Origin of the sequence: Prosthecobacter sp., assembly GCF_044236155.1 — a bacterium.
Classification (GTDB): Bacteria; Verrucomicrobiota; Verrucomicrobiia; order Verrucomicrobiales; family Verrucomicrobiaceae; genus Prosthecobacter.
The window spans coordinates 1-18,281 of the sequence record NZ_JBIIHA010000039.1; the positions used below are offsets into that span (position 1 = coordinate 1).

General features: G+C 62.2%; 15 protein-coding genes. 7 read left to right on the top strand and 8 right to left on the bottom strand.

What is annotated here, in order from left to right; all coding sequences use genetic code 11:
* The coding region (locus tag ACILSE_RS21560) for a DUF1501 domain-containing protein (RefSeq protein WP_395719512.1) at nt 1-471 on the top strand (471 nt) is incomplete at its 5' end.
* 55 nt (nt 472-526) lie between these two features.
* Here ACILSE_RS21560 and ACILSE_RS21565 read toward each other — a convergent pair.
* Nucleotides 527-3,658, bottom strand: coding sequence for a PVC-type heme-binding CxxCH protein (locus ACILSE_RS21565; RefSeq protein ID WP_395719513.1), 3,132 nt, complete (start codon nt 3,656-3,658; stop codon nt 527-529).
* Nucleotides 3,659-3,795: 137 nt separating this feature from the next.
* Between ACILSE_RS21565 and ACILSE_RS21570 the strand changes: the two genes are divergently transcribed.
* Nucleotides 3,796-4,320: a cytochrome C gene (locus tag ACILSE_RS21570; RefSeq protein WP_395719514.1), complete on the top strand. Its 525-nt coding sequence runs from the start codon at nt 3,796-3,798 to the stop codon at nt 4,318-4,320.
* Nucleotides 4,321-4,334: 14 nt separating this feature from the next.
* Here the strand turns inward: ACILSE_RS21570 and ACILSE_RS21575 are convergent, their stop codons facing one another.
* Nucleotides 4,335-5,567 (bottom strand): LysM peptidoglycan-binding domain-containing protein, encoded by a 1,233-nt coding sequence (locus ACILSE_RS21575; RefSeq protein ID WP_395719515.1) that lies wholly within the window; start codon nt 5,565-5,567, stop codon nt 4,335-4,337.
* 150 nt (nt 5,568-5,717) lie between these two features.
* Between ACILSE_RS21575 and ACILSE_RS21580 the strand changes: the two genes are divergently transcribed.
* From ACILSE_RS21580 to ACILSE_RS21590, 3 genes are read left to right on the top strand one after another with little or no spacing between them, the layout of a single operon-like run.
* Nucleotides 5,718-6,446 carry an N-acetylmuramoyl-L-alanine amidase gene (locus ACILSE_RS21580; RefSeq protein WP_395719516.1) on the top strand — a complete coding sequence of 243 codons (729 nt, stop codon included), beginning with the start codon at nt 5,718-5,720 and terminating at the stop codon, nt 6,444-6,446.
* A 46-nt stretch (nt 6,447-6,492) separates the two neighbouring features.
* Nucleotides 6,493-7,260, top strand: a complete 768-nt coding sequence (locus ACILSE_RS21585; protein WP_395719517.1) for an amino acid ABC transporter permease — start codon at nt 6,493-6,495, stop codon at nt 7,258-7,260.
* Entirely contained in the window at nt 7,250-7,987 is a 738-nt protein-coding gene (locus tag ACILSE_RS21590; RefSeq protein ID WP_395719518.1) for an amino acid ABC transporter ATP-binding protein, read from the top strand. Before ACILSE_RS21585 ends, ACILSE_RS21590 begins: the two co-directional genes overlap by 11 nt.
* Before the next feature lies 1 nt (nt 7,988).
* Here the strand turns inward: ACILSE_RS21590 and ACILSE_RS21595 are convergent, their stop codons facing one another.
* Nucleotides 7,989-10,613, bottom strand: coding sequence for a glycosyltransferase (locus ACILSE_RS21595; RefSeq protein WP_395719519.1), 2,625 nt, complete (start codon nt 10,611-10,613; stop codon nt 7,989-7,991).
* Between the two features lie 2 nt (nt 10,614-10,615).
* The gene (locus tag ACILSE_RS21600) at nt 10,616-12,061 is read right to left on the bottom strand and encodes a formylglycine-generating enzyme family protein (RefSeq protein ID WP_395719520.1); all 1,446 of its coding nucleotides are present in this window, start codon (nt 12,059-12,061) and stop codon (nt 10,616-10,618) included.
* Nucleotides 12,062-12,118: 57 nt separating this feature from the next.
* Here ACILSE_RS21600 and ACILSE_RS21605 point away from each other — a divergent pair, with 57 nt between their 5' ends.
* Entirely contained in the window at nt 12,119-14,668 is a 2,550-nt protein-coding gene (locus ACILSE_RS21605) for a DEAD/DEAH box helicase (protein ID WP_395719521.1), read from the top strand.
* A gap of 36 nt (nt 14,669-14,704) precedes the next feature.
* Here the strand turns inward: ACILSE_RS21605 and ACILSE_RS21610 are convergent, their stop codons facing one another.
* Nucleotides 14,705-16,660, bottom strand: coding sequence for a hypothetical protein (locus tag ACILSE_RS21610; protein ID WP_395719522.1), 1,956 nt, complete (start codon nt 16,658-16,660; stop codon nt 14,705-14,707).
* A 12-nt stretch (nt 16,661-16,672) separates the two neighbouring features.
* Entirely contained in the window at nt 16,673-17,080 is a 408-nt protein-coding gene (locus tag ACILSE_RS21615) for a hypothetical protein (protein ID WP_395719523.1), read from the bottom strand.
* Between the two features lie 81 nt (nt 17,081-17,161).
* On the opposite strand from ACILSE_RS21615, the gene ACILSE_RS21620 reads away from it, so the two are divergent.
* Nucleotides 17,162-17,398, top strand: coding sequence for a hypothetical protein (locus ACILSE_RS21620; protein ID WP_395719524.1), 237 nt, complete (start codon nt 17,162-17,164; stop codon nt 17,396-17,398).
* Nucleotides 17,399-17,413: 15 nt separating this feature from the next.
* Here ACILSE_RS21620 and ACILSE_RS21625 read toward each other — a convergent pair whose 3' ends face one another.
* Nucleotides 17,414-17,710 (bottom strand): hypothetical protein, encoded by a 297-nt coding sequence (locus tag ACILSE_RS21625; RefSeq protein ID WP_395719525.1) that lies wholly within the window; start codon nt 17,708-17,710, stop codon nt 17,414-17,416.
* Entirely contained in the window at nt 17,707-18,273 is a 567-nt protein-coding gene (locus ACILSE_RS21630) for a DUF1318 domain-containing protein (protein WP_395719526.1), read from the bottom strand. The genes ACILSE_RS21625 and ACILSE_RS21630 overlap by 4 nt, the downstream gene beginning before the upstream one ends.
* Nucleotides 18,274-18,281: the final 8 nt, after the last annotated feature.

Consider the following 18,281-nt stretch of genomic DNA (forward strand, 5'->3'; position numbering starts at 1 on the left):
GGCGTACGCTTCGTGCAGCTCTACAGCGGTGGCAATGAGGGCCCGAAAGCGTGGGATGCGCACGACGACCTCAAAAAGAACCACGACCTCCACTGCGCGGAGACGGATGGCCCTATCGCTGCCTTACTCGACGATTTGAAGATCAGCGGTCTACTCGACACCACGCTCGTCGTCTGGGGCGGAGAGTTCGGACGCTCACCGGTTGCCGAGAATGGCAAGGGTCGCGATCACCATCCGAAGGGCTTCACCATGTGGATGGCTGGCGCAGGCATCAAAGGAGGCCAGATGTACGGCTCCACGGACGAGTTTGGCTACGCTGCCGTCGAAAACCGCGTTTCCATCCCCGATCTCCACGCGACGATGCTGCATCTGCTGGGCTTTGACCACGAACAGCTCACCTACCGCTTTCAGGGCCGCGACTTCCGCCTTACGGACGTCAGCGGAGAGGTGGTGCGCGGACTCCTGACTTAACGCCACCGCAAGCAGCATCAGCAAATGCGCCATCGAATACGCCTAGACGATCCTGTCATTCCACGATCATCTCTCCCTTCATCACCAACCAGTGGCCGGGGAAGGTGCAGATATAAGGATAGCGGCCTTTCGCGGTGGGCGCGGTGAAGCGTAGGACTTCACGGTCGCCTTGGTTGAGCATTTTGGTCTTGTGCAGGATCTTCGGGGAGTCGGGGATGAAGCCTTTGGCGAAGCCGTCGGGCGTTTTGGCCATTTCGTTGCCGGCCATGCCGACTTCGTCCGCCGCGCCGGGCTGGACGATGAGGAGATTGTGCGGGGTGACGTCGGGATTTTCGAAAACGAGCTTCAAAGGGGCTCCGGGAGCGACTTTGAACTCGCGCAGGTCGTAGAGCAGGCGCTCGGGGATGGTCTTGATGGTGATGGTTTGCAGGCCGGGCTGGTTGTCGAAGGGGTTCGGCGGCTCGGGCTTCTTCTTTTTCGCCATCAGGGCGGGTTTGGTGGGCTCGCTGTCTTTGAGGAATTTTGTGAGCTCGGGATGCTTCTGCATGAAAGCGGTGTTGCCCTTCCAAAGCGGCTGCAGCGTGTGGCTGTCGAGCGAGGTGCGCAGCGCGTAGGTGAGGTAAGGGTCCATCGGGTGCTTCAGCAGATCGAGCGCGGCCTCCAAGGCCTCCGGCGTGCCGATGTAACTCGCCGCGATGGCCGCTTCGAGGCGGACGAGGCCGGATTTGTCGTTGGCTCCATTACGCAACGGATTCTTGATCGAAGTTGAAACCACAAAAGGGTCTCCTTGAGGATCAAACGTGGCCATTTTGCCTCGCCATCGCAGTTGCCGAACTCCACACGCTCGTTCAAGCGGGTTTTTAGACTTCATCATCTTGGTAACAGCATCGTGAAGTGCAGAAGATGACCACTGGGCAACTTTGCTGCTTTCGAGTGTCTGCCTAAGATTCACGAATTCTCGTTTGGGCAGTCGACTAAAGCCAAATTCATCACCGCCAATTGGGTCTGACTTCAGTGTGCCTAAAACTTCGCTGACTTTGTCGCTGTCTCTCTCCCTCAACTCCACCTTCGCGCGATACCTTGTGCGGTAGTTTTCGCTCTTCAGCAGTTCGAGTAGCTCGGGGATGCTCGCTCCGGCGATCTTCGGAGCTTCTTCGAGTTTTTGATCTTTCGCGGTGATGCGCCAGATGCGGCCGCTCTTTTTGTCGCGTCGGGTGTCGCGGAGGGAGTATTGGGCGTGGCCTTTGACGGGGTTGTACCAGTCGGCGATGTACATCGCGCCGTCGGGGCCTTGCTGGATGTCCACGGGGATGAAGCTCAAATTCGTGCTCTGGAAGACGATGCCGACTTTCTTTTCCTCGAAGTGCGTGTCGTGCTCCACCCACTCGTGCAGCTCGACCTCGTTGGTGGGCTTGTAGCGCACGCGCATGAAGTGTTTTTTGTCGCGCAGGTCTTTGGGCCAGTGGCTGCTGGTGAGGAATTCCTGGCCGCAGGTGCCGCTGTAGGCGGGGAAGTAGTTCCCGGCGGGGACGTGGATGTCGGGGTAGGGCGCGTTGAGCGCATGCACGGCGCTGGCGAAGACGGGATGGCTGCCGACGTGAAAGCCCCAGTCATCAAAGGTGATGCCCCAGGGGTTCGTGCTCATGTAACTGCCAAAGGCGAGCAGACGGCCAGTGGCGGGCGTGTAGCGGAAGAAGCTGCTCTCGCGGGCGCGGACGGGGCCGTAGGGCGTCTCGACCTGGCTGTGATGGAAGATGCTCTCGCGGAAGATGAGATCGCCCTCGGGGCTCCAGACGAAGTCGTGCAGCGCGTGGTGGCTGTCCTCGGTGCCGAAGCCGGTGAGGAGCTTTTCGCGGTGGTCGGCCTTGCCGTCGCCATCGGTGTCTTTGAGGAAGGTGAGGTGCGGCTGGTCGGAGACGAAGACGCCGCCATTGCCGAACTCAAAGCTGAGCGGGATGGCGAGCTTGTCGGCCCACACGCTGCATTTGTCGGCGCGGTGATCGCCGTTGGTGTCTTCGAGAATGAGGATGCGGTCCTGCGGAGCCTCACCGGGCATGATTTGCGGGTAGGTGGTGCTCGTGCTGACCCACAGGCGGCCTTTGGCATCGAAACGAATCTGAATGGGCTTCACGAAGAGCTCCGGAAAGTCCTCTTCGGAGACGAAGAGGCCGACTTCGAAGCGGGGGTCGATCTTGAAGGCGGCGAGTTCTGCGGCGGGGGAGAGCCATTCGTTGATGGGGCGGTCTCCGGTGATGACGGGGAGGGGTTCGAGCGCGGCGTCCAAAGTAGTCCAGTTGCTCCGCAACTGGTCATTCAGTTTCGAGTCGCGGAGCGACTCGGCTACTTTGCCTGCGGCGGCGTCCCAGATCACACGGTCGCGGTTTTCGACCATCTGCAGCAGCTTCTTCAGCTCTCCGGGGAAGTTCACGACGCCGTAGGGCTCCATGCGGCCGCCTTTGATGTAGTAGTAGTTCAGCGGGCGGTAATGCTGGAAGAACTTGTCCTCCTTTTCGACGACAGCGGCGCGGACGGCTTCGTTGAGCTTCGGTGGCGTCTCCTGCGTGAGCTGGTTGTAGAGACGCTCGGAGAAGGCGGCATAACCTTCGCGATTGAGATGCACGCCGTTGGTCGTCTTTGGCGTCAAATCGGTGAAAACATCCGCGAAGGCCACCTTCTCGGCGGCGGCGACCTTCTTTATCGCATCGCTGTAAAGCTTGATCTGCGCATTGAGATGCTCGTGCGGCTTCTCAGCGGCCGTGGGGCTCACGAGGACGATTTTCGGCTCGGAGGTGCCGTTGTAGCGATGGCTCTTCAGCTCGATCAAGAACGCTTTGAGGAGCGTTTCGAACTCGGCGAGGCCCTTTTCGCCTTTGAAGCTTTCGTTGAAGCCGAAGGCGGCGAGGATGACGTCGGCCTTATGCTCGGTGAGATGCTGGTTGAGGTCGCCGAAGCCATCGGGGCGGGGGCGGAGGGACACTTCATCGGCGGACCAGCTGAGGTTGCGGAAGACGAGCTTCTCTTGGGCAAAGCGCTGATGCATGAGCGCCTCGAAATGGCCGTCGTCGCGCATGCGATCGAAGAGCGAATTCCCGACGAGGGCGATGCGGGTGCCGGGTTTCAACTCCAGCGGGAGCTGGGAGAAGGCAGAGAGCCAAGGGCAGAGGGCGAAGAGGATGAGGCGCTTCATGGTGACAGAAATCTCCCGCGAAGAGCCGAAACCGGACCACGCGAGAAGCCCAAACTGAACGAGAATCCTCATGCTTTGCTTTCCTTGAGCAGGCTTGCCGGCTGTTTATGTTAATACCGCCCTTTCTCCACCCCACCATGCCGATCTACGAGTTCTACTGCCCCGACAACAACAAGCTGTATTCCTTCCTCGCCCGTTCGCTGGCGTATCGCGACAAGGTGCCGCTCTGCCCCGATGGAGAGGGCTTGAAAATGGAGCGCCGTGTATCGCGCTTCGCCGTGATCGGCAAGGCGAAGGAGGAGACTGCGGATGATCCTTTCGCAGGCATCGACGAGTCAAAAATGGAGAGCTTCATGGCGGACATGGAACGCGAGATGGGCGGCATGGACGAGGAGAACCCCGATCCGCGCCAGCTTGGCCACTTCATGCGTAAGATGACCGACTTGATGGGCGACAAGACGCCGCCTGAACTGCGCGAGATGGTGCGCCGCCTCGAATCCGGTGAAGACCCCGAGAAGCTGGAGGAGGAATTCGGCGGCATGGACGAAGGCGAGGCCGGTGACGCCCTGTTCTCGCAGATGCTGAAACGCGCCAAGGCGGGCCGCAAGGAGCCGGTGCGCGACCCGAAGCTCTATGAGATGCGGGATTTTGTGCGTGAATGAGGACTGGCCTCATCTCAACGGCTGCTCACCGACACCGCGCCCATCGCCGGGACCATGATCTCGTCGCCGGGCTTCAGCGGTGTGGCGGCGTCCAAGCGGTTCATCTCGCGGATGTGCTGAGGCGTGGTGCTGAACTGCTGGGCGATGGTTTCGATGGTGTCGGTGCGGTCCACGCGGTAAGCGAGAATGCCGCGATGCGAGTCATTCGTAACAGCGGGCTTGGCCGGCACTGAGGGAGCCGGAGCCGGAGCGGGAGTCAATCCTGCCGCAGGCGGCGGTGGCACGACATCGGCCATGCCAAAACCGGGCAACGGCACCGTGTCGGAGGATTCATGGGTCGAGGGTGCGGAGTGTTTGCTGGAAACCACCGTGGTCGTGCGTCCGGGAATTTTGATCCGCTGGCCTACGACGATCTTGTTCACGTCCTTGATTTTGTTGGCACTGGCGAGCGCGGCAGCGGTTGTTTTGTGCTTGAGCGCGATGGCCTTGAGGCTGTCGCCTTTTTTAACCGTGTGATAGACGGGCACGGTCGTGGTGGTCACGGACGTCGAGGAACCGCCCGGCGTGGCGGGCTTGTAGCTCGCCTGCGTGACCGGCGAGCTGAGCCGGTGCGGTGATGGAATGAGGAGCGTCTGGCCTACATGCACCTCGTCCGCGGTCATGCGGTTGAGCTGCTGGATCTCCCCCACGCTGACACGATGCGTGGAGGCGATGCGGAACAGCGTGTCTCCCGGACGTGCGACATAAGTCGTGTGCGCGGCGAGATCGGTGCCGCCATCATAGCGGGAACCGGAGCTTTTGCCGCCGCGTTTGATGCTGCTCACATCGCGCTCAAGCTCCCCAAGCCGGAGGTTTTGCACCTTGTCGCTCTCCTTGAGCTTTGCCACCTGCGTGCTGAGATCGCCCGTGGGACCATAGACCTTGGACGAAGGAGGCGGCGGCGGACCTGCGGTTGTATTTTTTGAAGAAGCCGACGATTTCGAGCCGGATTTGGTGCTGGTGACTGGTTTCGACGTGGTTCTCGGAGCCGGGGCGGTGCCGTAGCCTGGAGGCGGCGGATAGGTGTAGCCCGCCGGAGGCGGATAAGTGCCAGGATAAGCCGGGTAAGAGGTCGCCGGAGCCTGAACGGCCGCCGCAGACTGGCGGGTGGCTCTCGTGGGAGGGGGCTTCGTCGTGGTGCCTGGAGCCGGGTAACCTGGAGGAGGCGGTGCTGTGTAAGTGTATGACACCTGGGCGGACAGGGGCACAGTCAGAAAAAAAGCAGCAAAAGCGGCGAGAGTCCCCAACACTCGGTTCAATGGCGTCTTCATATAGCTATTGTAGAAATTTAAGTTGTTAATTCAAACAAATATTTTATATAACTGAATAAAATTTTGAAATTTCGGCATTTTACCGTCTTGGCAGCCCAAACCTTGGTCGCTTTTGCCGCCTTGGGCGGCAGCGCCATTTCGCTTGTCTGGTTGGAACGGCAAAACGCCGCCCTCCCCTGCCCTGCCGCCTCTCGCTGGCATGAGCAGCCCCCGCTGGTGATCGTCGATGCGGGGCACGGCGGGCACGACGGCGGAGCGGTGGCCAACGGCGTCATCGAAAAAAATCTCGCGCTAGACATCGCCCGCCGGTTGAAGCGCGAATTGGAGGCCGCCGGCCTGCGCGTGCGCACCACTCGTGACGGCGATGTCTTTCTGCCCCTCGAAGACCGCGCCGCCTTTGCCGCAAAACACGGTGCCGCAGCCTTCGTCAGCGTACACCTCAACACCGACGGCGAAGGCAGCGACGCCGAGGGCATCGAGACTTACTACGCCCAGGCCGCGCCGCTGATGTCACGCCAGTTGGCGACCAAGCCTGCCGGCAGCGCCGATTTTGCAGCCGTGGTCCAGCGCATGACGTGCATGCTCACGAAAGCGCAAAACCGCGGTGCCAAGGCCCGCAGCTACGCCGTCGTGGCGCAGGCGGTCTGTCCTGCGGTTCTCGTGGAATGCGGTTTCATCACCAGCGAGACCGAGTCTGTGCGCCTGAAGCGCGAATCGTATCGCGATCAGGTCGCCATCGGCATCGCGCAGGGCGTGGCATTGTTTTTGCAGACGCAGCCATCGCAGACCCGGCTTCTCGCCACGACGGTGAAGTGAAATTGCGCAGGACAAACGACCGCTCCCCTGCGTAAATCCACGCGCCTTGCCCGCTTCTCCCGACAGCACTGTTTCGCCGACACGCCGTGCGTTTTACGCGTTCGTGCTGCTCGCGCTCGCCTCGGCGGTGTTTTACGCGCTGTTTTCCAGCGTTGCCTACAAGTGGAACTGGGACGGTGTGTGGCGCTACCGCCAGCAGTTCGGCTACGGCTGGCTCACGACCATGGGCCTTTCGCTTGTCGCCATGATCGTCAGCGTTGCGCTCGGCTTTCTGCTCATGCTCGGCCGCCGCTCACCTTGGGAGCCGGTGCGCATGTTCTGCGGCGGCGTGGTGGAACTGGTGCGCGGCTCGCCGCTGCTCGTGCAGTTGCTCATCGGTCATTACATCATCGCGAACAGGCTGCACATCGACAATCCAGTGGTCACCGGCATCATCCTGCTCGGCTGCTTTGAAGGCGCGTATCTGGCAGAGATTTTCCGCGGTGCCGTCGAGAGCATCAGCGCCTCACAGCTTGAAGCCGCGCGCGCTGTCGGCTTCGACAAAGTGCAAACCTACCGCTTCGTCATCATCCCGCAGGCCTTGCGTCGCGCTTTGCCTGGGACGACCGGCCAGCTCGTTTCCCTGATCAAAGACTCTTCGCTGCTCTCCGTCATCGGCATTGAGGAACTCGTTCAGAAGGTCAAAATCATGAACGCGGCGACCTACAAGCCGCTGGAGGGCTTCCTGCCGCTCGCGGTGGCGTATTTGCTCGTCACCCTGCCCCTGTCATACCTCGCACGTCGTCTGGAGAGGAGGTTTGCGTATGAAACTTGAAACGCAGGCCGTGACGAAGCGCTACGGCACCCATGCCGCGCTTGATGGCGCGTCATTCACCACGGGCGATGAAGCACGCGTCATCGCGCTGCTCGGCCCCAGCGGTGGCGGCAAATCCACGCTGCTTCGCGTGCTCGGCAGCTTGCTCGTTCCAGACGAAGGCAGCGTGAGCATCGACGCACGCAAGCTTCCGCATGACGAGGAAGGCGCATTGATCGAGCGCCGGGCCAACGGGTTCGTCTTCCAAGGCTACAACCTCTTCCCGCACCTCACCGCGCTGGAAAACATCACGCTCCCGCTGCGTGAAGTTCATGGCCAGTCCGAGACGCAGGCCACGCAGCGCGGATTGGAGCTGCTGCATCGCCTTGGACTCGAAGGTCACGAGAACAAACGCCCGAGCCAGCTCTCCGGCGGCCAGCAGCAGCGTGCCGCCATCGCCCGCGCGCTCGCACCGAAACCGCGGCTGCTTCTTCTCGACGAACCGACCTCCGCGCTCGACCCTGTCATGACCGGTGAGGTGCTCGATGTCATCCGCGAGCTCGCCGAGGCCGGACAGAGCATCATCCTCGCCACGCACGAGATCAGCTTTGCCAGAAAAGTCGCGGACTGGATCGTATTCCTAGCTGCGGGGAAGGTGCAGGAGTCGTCATCCGCTGTCGATTTCTTCACGAAGCCGCAAACCGAGCTCGCGCAGCAGTATCTCGAAGGTTTGTCGAAGTATCGGTGAATCAGCAGCCCAAACACACGCTGCGATAGCGCTCCGCCATTTGGTCGAGGCTGAAAAACGTTTTTACTCGATCCAGTGCCGCCACGCGCATGCGTGAGCGCAGTTCGTCATCCTCCAGCAACCGCAGCAAAGCCGTCGCCATCGCTTCAGCATCACGCGGTGGCGGGAGAAAGCCGGTCACACCGTCATCAACCTGTTGAATCGCTCCGCCGACAGCCGTCGCGACCACGGGCAGGCTCGATGCCATCGCTTCGAGCGAGGCATTCGGGCAGCCGGCAGGCTCTGAGATCATCGCAAACACGCAAAGGCTGTCGTGAAACGCGGCGAGATCGTTCATTTCACCACACCACTCGACAGGCAGGTCCGCGGTGCTTTGCATCAGCGACTTCGCATAGTCCTCCTGCCCCGCATCCGCCGCTCCGGCGATGCGCAAACGTGTTTCCGGCCATTTCGCGTTCACAAGGCGGAATGCGGCGATCAGATCCTCCAGGCGCTTGTGAGGGTGAATCCGCGCCGCCGTGCCGATGACCCATTTCGCGCTCTCAGCCTCCGGTTTTGAATCACGGAGCCTCACTCCGTTCGGAATCAGGCTCACCGAACGTTGAAACACTTTTTCCGCGAGTTCGACCTCGCTCTCGTGTTTCACGATCACGCCGGCCAAACGGCGTCCGTATGCCGCAGCGTCTAAAATAGGCAAACCGGACCGTGTATTCGCAAAGTAGCGTTCCAGCGAGGCAAACAGCATCTCGCCGGGACTCACGTCAAAAATCCGCGTGTCATGCAACGCATCCGCGAGCAGCAGCTTGTGCTCGGGAATGACATTCCAGAACAGCACGGCCTCCGGCGGATCATGGGCGATGCTTTCGAGCAACGGCATCAGAGCACGCATGGCTTCACCAGGCTCCAAGGCGATGATGGGGATGCCGGCTTCGAGCAACGCATGCCTTCCAGGCGTCGGATCGTCCGGCTTCTCCTGGATCACGGCTGCGCGCACAGTTTCGCCCATCTCACACAGTTTGATGAGCAGACGACGAGCGCTGCTCTGCGCTCCACCGGTGGAGAAGTTGTTCGTGACCAGCAGCAGGCCGCGTTTTGGCTTCGCAGACAGGCAAAGCAACGAATGCAGCAGCCAGGCGTGTCGTTCCGCCATGAAGCGCATGGTGAAATCCGGCGCGAGCGCGCCGTCACCGCGTTTGCCGGCCACTTCGCGAATAGCAGCGGCAAACTGCGACGGTTTCGCGTCAGCAGGCACCAGTTTCATCATGCCCGGATGACGCGCGGCGATTTCCGCAGCACCCCCGACATCGGTGGCGACGACAGGCACGCCCGCGGCCAGCGCTTCGAGTTGCGCGAGGCTCAGGCCTTCATGCGCGCTCGTGGAGACAAACACATCGGCCTGCGCGAGCAAACCGGGCACGTCCTCGACGGCTCCAAGCCACTCGACGGATGATTCCAGGCCATGCGCGGCGATCTTTTCATGGCAGAGCCGCACCTCGGCCTGGGCATCGGCATGAATGCTGGAAGGTTCGCCTGCGATCTGGAGCTTCGCGCCGGAAAGTTCGGCGAGCACGTCGATCAGAAGCGGCAATCGCTTTTGCGGACGCGGATTGGCGATGGCGACGAGTGTCAAAGGCCGTTCCTGCCGCGAGGTACCAGGCTTGACGTCCGGAACTCTGATGCCATTCCAAATCGTGCGCGTCACATGTTGTGGAAACACCGTCTCGATTTCTCGCGTCACAGCTTCCGAGCAACCGATGAGCAGCGCGTCATGCCGTTCGCGCAGACGTTCGATGGCCTCCGGCCAACTTTGGCGCTGGTTGTGAAAAGTAACGATCAGCGGCAGCTCGGGATCGAGTCGAGAAAGCGTCTCGCCATCGACGAGATGCGCATGGATCGCATCCGCACCGAGCTGTCGGGCCACGCGCATGATTTCTTGAGCGCGGATCACGGGATCAGGCGGCAGGCGGAGCTGGATCGCATCGGCAGGCGCTGGAAAAGGCGCGCGTGTTGGCGAACCGAGCGTCAGCAGGTGCGGGCCGACGCCAAAGCGCGGCAGTTCATGATGCAGATCGAGCACAAGACGCTCCGCGCCGCCGCGTTGCAGGCTGGTGATGACTTGCAGAAGGCGCGGACGCGGATCGAAGCCCACGTCGAGCGCGGAATGGCGGATGACACGCATGCCGCGCCGCAACGCGGCCTCGGCGATGTCATTCAATGAGGTGCCGCCAAGCTCTGAAGCAGCGGATTCGTTCAGCCAGAGGCTTTGAATGAGCGGGAGACGGCCTCCGAGGTGAAACAGGCCGCCATTGGTCTTCAATGCATCGTTCCATTCGGTCGTTGGATGCTTCGCGTGAAGCGTGGCCCCGATCAGAACGAGGGGTTGATCGACTTCCGGGAGGAAGAGGGTTTCACGAGCCTTCCAGGCGCCGGATGCGACGTGCCAGCCTGCTTGCAGCGCGTGAGCGTCCTGGAGTTCTCCAGACCTCTGGAGCTTTTCGCAGCCCGGTGGACATTCGAAAGCGCCGGAGGGCCGGCGCACTCCAAAACGCTGTCGCGCAAATTGGGTGCGACGCAGCAGCCATGGCGGCTGGTTGTCGTCAGCGATGATCCAAACCGGGCCGTCCATGCTCAATAGGCGGACGGATAACGCGAGGTGCTGGACGAATTGAAGCTACGACGATGGAAGTCATCGTCGTCGTTCGATCCATGGGAGATGACGGTGCTGTCAGTGCCTGCCGCTCCTCCGGTGGTTTGCACCCTGACACTCGACGGTCGTTTGCCGGTGAAAATAAACTGGCCCTTCGGCCCCGGCGTGAAGGCGACCTCGTCGGCGATCATGCGCCCGCTGACGACACATTCGTAACGCAGCATCGAGCCGACGGCTTCTTCAGGACCGGTGATGTAGAAGCCGTCGTCGGTGAGATTGAAGGCGAAACGATGCGTGAGAGGCGCAGGCTTGGAAGAGAGCATGGCCGCAGCCTGCGGGCCGGTCAGATCACGACCGGAAGGCTGCGAGGGCCGGCCGCCCAAACCGCCGAAGAATTTCATGAGCGCCCTCACGACCACAATCAGCACAGCGCCCCACAGTCCGAGCGCCACCCATCCCGCTCCGCCGCCTCCAGAGGACGGACGCGGGTGAAATTCGACGTGCGAGGTCGATGGCATCGCGGGAGGAGCAGCAGGTTGAGGAACGGGGCCGGGCCGTGGGGACGGTGGAGTGGCGCGCTGCGTGGTGGAGCAAATGATGCGGAAGCCGTTGTCGGCGTTGCGGCTGCGGGCGTCGTTGCGATAGCGCTCCGCCGAGCGTGAATGCGAGACATCGCTGAGAAAGGAACCGCCGCGCAGCACCTGACGCGGCTTGTCAGAGAGGTTCGGGTTCGTTTGCAGCGGATCGGTAGCATTTCCCGCCGGATAGGGCGCATACCAGTCGCGGCACCATTGCCAGACCGGCCCGTGGAAATCGTGAAAGCCCCAGGCGTTGGCTTTTTTCTCCCCCACGGGGTGGGTTTGATTCAAGGCGTTGCCACGATGCCAGGCGATGTCATCGACAGGCTCCGCGTAGTGAGCGGTGGTGGTTCCGGCGCGGCAGGCGAACTCCCATTGCGCCTCGGTGGGCAGTTCGCACAGGCGGCCGGACTTTGCGGTGAGCCATTTGCAGAACGCGGCGGCATCGAGCGCGGAGACGATGACCACAGGATGCTCGTCGGTCTGCGGGAAGCCGGGATTCTTCCATGTGAACTGCTTCTGCTGCACCAGCTTGCCATCCACCACTCCGAAGCCGCCGGACTGCCCGACCTCCGCCTCGGTGCGGAAGCGCGTAACTTCGACGAAGCGCGCGAACTGGGCGCGGGTGACGGGAAACTTCGCCATGTAGAACGGGCGTGTGATGGTGACACGGCGCTGCGGCCCCTCGTCAGACTCACGCCCTTCTTCGGTGGCGAGCGAGCCTTGTTCAAAGCCGCCGGGCTGGACGAGGATCAGGTCCATTTTTACGCCGTTGCCGAGATCAATCTGCAAGGAAGGTGTTTGCGCCTGCGCGGAGGCGAGGGCGAGCAGGCAGAGGAGACGTTTCATGCGGCGCACGATGACAGAAAGAGATGCCCGCGGTCAATCTCCAGCGTAAGACAAAACGTGCCGGAAAAAGTCATTGCCTTCGCGAGCCAGCTTCATCCGCGCCTGCACGCGTGGGTAAAGAAGACGTTTCGCGGCAGGCTGACGGAGGCGCAGGAGCTGACGCTGCCGCATATTCTCGCGGGAAAATCGGTGCTGCTGTCCTCGCCGACCGGCAGCGGCAAGACGCTGGCGGGATTTCTCGGCGTATTGGATCACTTGATCCGCGAGCATGAGGCGGGCACGCTGAAGGAAGGCATTCACGCGATCTATGTCTCGCCTCTGCGGGCGCTGACCTACGACATCGAAAAGAATCTGCGCCCGCCGCTGGAAGGCACCGGACTGGAGGAGGTGATCCGCGTCGGTTTGCGAACGGGCGACACAACGGGCACGGAGCGCGCGAAGCTGCGGCGCAGACCGCCGCACATCCTGCTGACGACGCCGGAGAGCCTGGCGATCATGCTGCCGCAGAAGGCGTTTGCGGAGGCATTGCGGTGCTGCCGCTTTGTGATCGTCGATGAACTGCATGCGCTGGCGGAAAACAAACGCGGCGCGCATCTGACGGTGTCGCTGGAGCGGCTTGAGGCGATGAATTCTCTGGTGCGCATCGGTTTGTCGGCCACGGCGGCACCGCTGGACGTGCTGGCGGGATTTCTCACGGGATCGAGGCCCTGCGAGATCGTGCAGGCCACGAAAGCGCGCGGCAGGCGCGTGGAGGTGCTGTCGCCGCTGCGGCGTGATCCGTATCCGCCGGCCGGCTACACGGCGCAGCGTGTGATGGAGGACATCGCGGACATCGTGCGGCGGCACCGCAGCGTCATCGTGTTCTGCAACACGCGCAGCAGCACAGAGAGCATCGCGATACGGCTGAAAGGCGCGCTGCCGGAGCTGGCAGCGCAGATCGAGGCGCATCACGCGTCGCTCGAGCGCGATGTGCGGCTGGAGGTCGAGGACCGGCTGAAGCGCGGTGAATTGCGCGCGGTGGTGTGCAGCACGAGCCTGGAACTCGGCATCGACATCGGCAGCGTGGACTGCGTGGTGATGATTTCGACGCCGAAGGGCATCAGCCGCGCCTTGCAGCGCATCGGCCGCAGCGGGCACTCGATTCATCAGGAAAGCCACGGCATTCTCGTCGCCACGAACGTGAACGACCTCATGGAATGCGTCGTCTGCGCGGAAATGACGCGTGATGCGCGGCTGGACCCCGTGCGCATTCTCGAAAAGCCGCTGGATGTGCTGGCGCAGCATCTCGTCGGCATGGCGATGGAGTCATGCCACACGCCGGAGGCATGTTTTCAGGTGATCCGCGGCGCGTTTCCCTTTCAAAACCTCACGCAGGCCGAGTTTGACCGCGTGCGGCGCTATCTCGAAGGCGGCGGAAAATCGCTGGAGAAGCAGTATCGCGAGACGTTCGGCAAGATCGTGGTGCGTGACGGCATTTTGATGACTCCGTCGCCGAAGGTGGAGCGCGAGTACCTCGCCAACGTCGGCGTCATTCACACCGAGGGCATGGTGAGCGTGATCCTGGGCAAACGGCGGCTCGGGCAAATCGAGGAGTCGTTTTTGAAGCGCTTGAAAACGGGCGACATCTTCGTGCTGGCCGGGCGCACCGTTCGCCTGATCGAGACCGGCGTGATGGAGGTGAAGGTGGAGGACGCCCGGGGCAAGATGCCCACCGTTCCGGCCTGGAACGCGAACAAGATGCCGCTGTCTTCAGGCTTGGCGCGCGAGGTGGCCGCGCTGCGCACGGAGCTGGCCGCAAGGCTCGATACGGAGAACGATGAGGCGGTCTGCGACTGGCTGGTGGAGCGTTTTGTCGTCTCCAGCAGCAACGCGGCGGCCATCACGCGGCACTGCCGCAACCAGTTGCAGATTTCGTCGATTCCGACGGAGCGCACGATGCTGGTCGAGCGCTTTTATGAGCGGAAGGAGGACGATCCGGACGATGAGGGTCTGCTGCATTTCTTTTTTCACAGCCTGATCGGCCGCGCGGCGAATGACGCGCTGTCACGCATCATCGCGCACCGCTTGAAACAGGCCGCGGGCGGCAACGCGCTCGTCACCATCGACGATTACGGCTTTCTGCTGACCTTGAAGCCGTTTCAAGAGCTCGGGCTCGATGAGTGGCGCAGGCTGTTCGTGCCGGAGAACGCGGAGAGCGACCTCACGGCCGTGCTGAAGGACTCCGCGCTGGTGAAATGGCAGTTTCGCGGCGTGGCGCAGACGGGTTTGATGGTGCCGCGCAACCGGCCCGGCCAGGAGCGACGCATCAAACAACTGCGCTGGAGCGCGGAGATTTTGTTTCAGGTCCTGGCGAAGCACGAGCCGGAGCATCCGATGCTGGAGCAGGCACGGCGCGAGGCCACGCACACCTTTCTCGATCTGCCGCGGGCACTGGCATTTCTGGAGAATGCGCAAAGATTGGAATGGCAACTGCGCGAGGTGCCGGTGGTCCCGCCTTTCTCTTTCGGCATCTTCGCCAGCAAGATCAAAGAGGGCATGATGCTGGAAGACCCCGAGGAGGCGATCGAACGGCTGTGGCGGGAGTTTGAGCGGAAGACGAAGCGTTGAAAAAAGGCGGACAGGATCGGCCGCGCCCTTCAACACTCAGTTGTTCAACGCGGAGGACGGCTCGGTGGCGGGTGGAGGCGCGTCACCGGCCTGGATTTGATCGACGAGGCGTTTCACGCCATCGCGGGCGAAGTCGCTGGGCGGATGCATGCGCTTGGCTTTGAGATACCAGGCGAGGGCGGAGCCGACCTGCTGCTTTTCCTCGTGCTGGCGACCGTTTTCGATGGCGGTGACAAACTCGCTGGCCTTCACACCGAGGTCGGCGCGGAGTTTGCTAAGCACAGGATCATCAGGATAGGCCTTGGATTCTTTTTCGACCTTTTCCCAAGCGGCGGGCGGGCTGGAGGAGGCGAGTTCCTTCGCGCCGCCGATGATGAGCTCGAGGCGGCCCATGTCCTTGAGCACTTTTTCGAGCTGCTGCTTGCGGGCGAGGTCGTCGGCGACGGAGGCGATGAAGGTGGCCTGGTTTTCGAAGATCTGGCGGTAGTTGCGCTGGCTGAGGAGGCGGTCGAACTCCATGAGGGCCTGGGCGCGCATGTCGCTGCCTTTGACGAGGTCGCCGCTGAAGCTGGCGAGATCGGGATTGGTGGGCCAGATCTCGGTGGCGGCCTTCATCTCGGCCTCGAGGGTCTTGGTGTCTTTGTTCGCCATGGCCATGCGGGCCTTGCTGATGTGCAGGGAGCTGACGGACTTGGCGGTATTGATGGCGGCGAGGGGCTTGGCGTACTCGAAGTCGTCAGAGAGGGCGCGGAGGTCGGTGACGACCTGCTCGGCACCGGCGTAGTCTTTCATTTCGAGGAAGCCGAGGAGCTTGTTCTTTTTGCGGGCGAAATCGAGCACCTTGGCCTTTTCGCTCATCGGGAGACGGCGGACGCGGGGGAGGTATTCGCCGACGCCGAAGGCTTCGAGCAGACGATTGGTGGCGCTGTCGATGTCGCGCCGGGCGACGAGGTTTTCGAAGGAGACGAGCGATTCATCGACACTGCGCATGGCCTCGAGCGAGAGGCCGTCGATCATGCTGATGGTGGGCGGGACGCCGAAGCTGCTGGAGAGCATTTTTTGCACGTCGCTGTCCTTGTCGAGCTGGAGGACGCTGTCGCCGTCCTTGAAGAGGTTCGGGTAGAAGCGGCAGGCGATGACGGCGTGCTCGAAGCGGCGCTGGAGGAACATCTGGATGATGAGCGCCTGGAAGGAGGTCTTGCTGGTGATTTCGGAGAGGCCGGCGGCGGTCTCATTGAGCTTCATGCGCGCCTCGATCTCGGCGATGCCCTTGATGTATTCCGAGGTGCGGCCGGTGGTCATGCTGTTGTTGATGGCGGTCTGATTGGCCTGCTGCTGGGTCTGGGCGCCGCCTTTAGCGCTGCCACCTCCGCTGCCGCCGGGCGGGGCGAGCTGGTTGTTGTTCATGCCCATCTCCGCGTTCCAGGAGAGGGTCTTGCGGCGGTCAAGCATGGCGATGTTGGCGGCTCGCAGACTGGTCTGCTTGCGTTGCGACAGCCAGACATCCCAGATAGCGTTGGCGATGGCGTTGCAAAGGCCGCCGTCGATCTTGTAGGTTCCTGCCTCGGGAAGGAGGGCGAAGGCCTTCATCGGATCAGGACCCGGTTTGTTCGTGGGCGCGAGGAGCTGCATGATCTGCGCGATGAGATTGCGATAGGCCTGATCCTCGGGGCCATTGGCCTCCGGCGTGGTGAGGTAGGTCTCGAAGCGGGAGCGCATGAGACGGTTGTTGGTCACGTTCCAGAGCTTGCCGTTGAAAGCGACGTTCTCGCTGCCCGGATCCGCCATCGGCATGTTGCCCAGCGCGGTCGCCGTGTCGGTCTGGCGGTCGGCGGCGGTGCCGGGGACGATGTTGTAGTTGTTGTTCGAGGTGGTGGTCGTCGGCGCGGCAGCGGGCTGGCCGGAGCCGGGAGCGCCAGGGAGAACCTGGGCGTGGATGGACATCGCCGGAATGACCGCGGCGAGGAGGACGGAACGGAACACGCGTTTCATGAGAGGCATGGGTTAAACTTTGAGCAGTTCGAGCACTTCGAGCACGCCGTTTTCCTGCACGCGCACCTTGAAGGTGTAACGTTGCCCGCGCTGGATGTTTGTGCCCTGATAATCCGGCGGCACCCAGACCGGCAGGTAGGTGCTGCCGGAGCCGTCGCTGATCTGCACGCTAAAAAGCCGGCCATCGGCGCCGCGCCATTTGTCGAGCCGGTCATCCACGATGCCCTCGACCTTGTAAATGTTCCCGCTGAGCGCCGCCGCGTTTTCGAGGAACTCATCCGTGCTCAAGTCGGTGATGCCGGTCATCGGATCCGTGGCGCGGTTCATGAGGGCGAAACCACCGCCGCCGATGACGGCGAGGATGACGATCAAACCCAGCCAGTGGGCGGGGCGGACTCCGGATTGGGCGCGTCTGGGCATCGGGTGCGGGAAGTTTGAGGTGCTGAGGAAATTCGGCGGTATTTGATGGCTGTCCAATCCAAGATAGGGCAGCTTCATCCCATGGCCGGCTCTGAGAAAACCTCCATTCGCAGCTATCGTGACGCATTTCAGGGAGTCGGATGCGCCAGTGGATGCATGGTGCATCTGGCGCTGCTGGGCGTGCTCGCTCTTGCGCTGCTCATCTGGGCGGTGAAAAACCGCGCCTGGGAGCTGGAGATCTCCGTGGAGATGCCTGCGCGTGAAGAGATGGTGGAGGAGGAAACAGCGCCGCCGCCCGCGGAACCCGCGCCGCAATGAGCGGAAGCCGCGGTGTTACCTTTTCTCCTGCTCCTCCTCTTCAATGTCGAAAAACTTCCCGCCCACGCCCCAGGCCAGGTCGGTGCGCGGCAGGATGCCGTCGCCGCCGATGTAGTAGCGGCTGAAGAGAAGATAGTTGTCACGTCCCACGCCCGTGCTGGTGCCAGCGGAGAAGATCGCGGCCACCTTCAGGCTCAAAGAGCCGGCGATGCCGTGCTTCTGCTGCATATGGGTGCGGAACTCGGCCTCGTTAGGATTGGTGAGGGCTAGCACGACGAGCAACGCGACGAGCAGGAAGATGATGAGTCTCATGACGTGGGTTTGGTTGGCGGTGAGGATGACGTGGGCGCGGGAATCTTTGTCTCGGCTCCGGCACGTTTCCACTGAAACGATCCTGGCGCGGTGCCGGGCACCTCGATCCACTCGCCAGTCGCGGCCTGCTGGGTGCGCAGCCGCCACTGCTCGGCCTCGATCTCATGCAGAGGGCGGTTCGATTCCTTCGCCTTCTGGCGCATGAGCAGCATGCGATCCTCGTTCTCGGCGGCCACGGCTTTTTTCATCTGCGGTCCCCAGTCTCCGGCGGGCACCTCGCGGATGATGAGCAGGCCGCGATGATCCTCGCCGACGAGCTGGTTGTTTTTCAGCGTCTGGATCTCCTCCATGCGGTTGCGCATGCGCTGCGTGGCCTCGCCCGCGCTTTTCGCCGCTTCCTTGTCCACAGGCTCGTCTCCGCGGTACTGGTAGATGTCGAGCCGCATGTTCAAGTTCACCTCCAGCGGCTTCGGCGTCGTGATCGGCACCTCCGGCAGCGTCTTGCAGGCGCAAAGCAGCACGAGCATGCCCAGGGCGGCGGCAGGCCGCAGAACTTTCGTCATTTTGAATT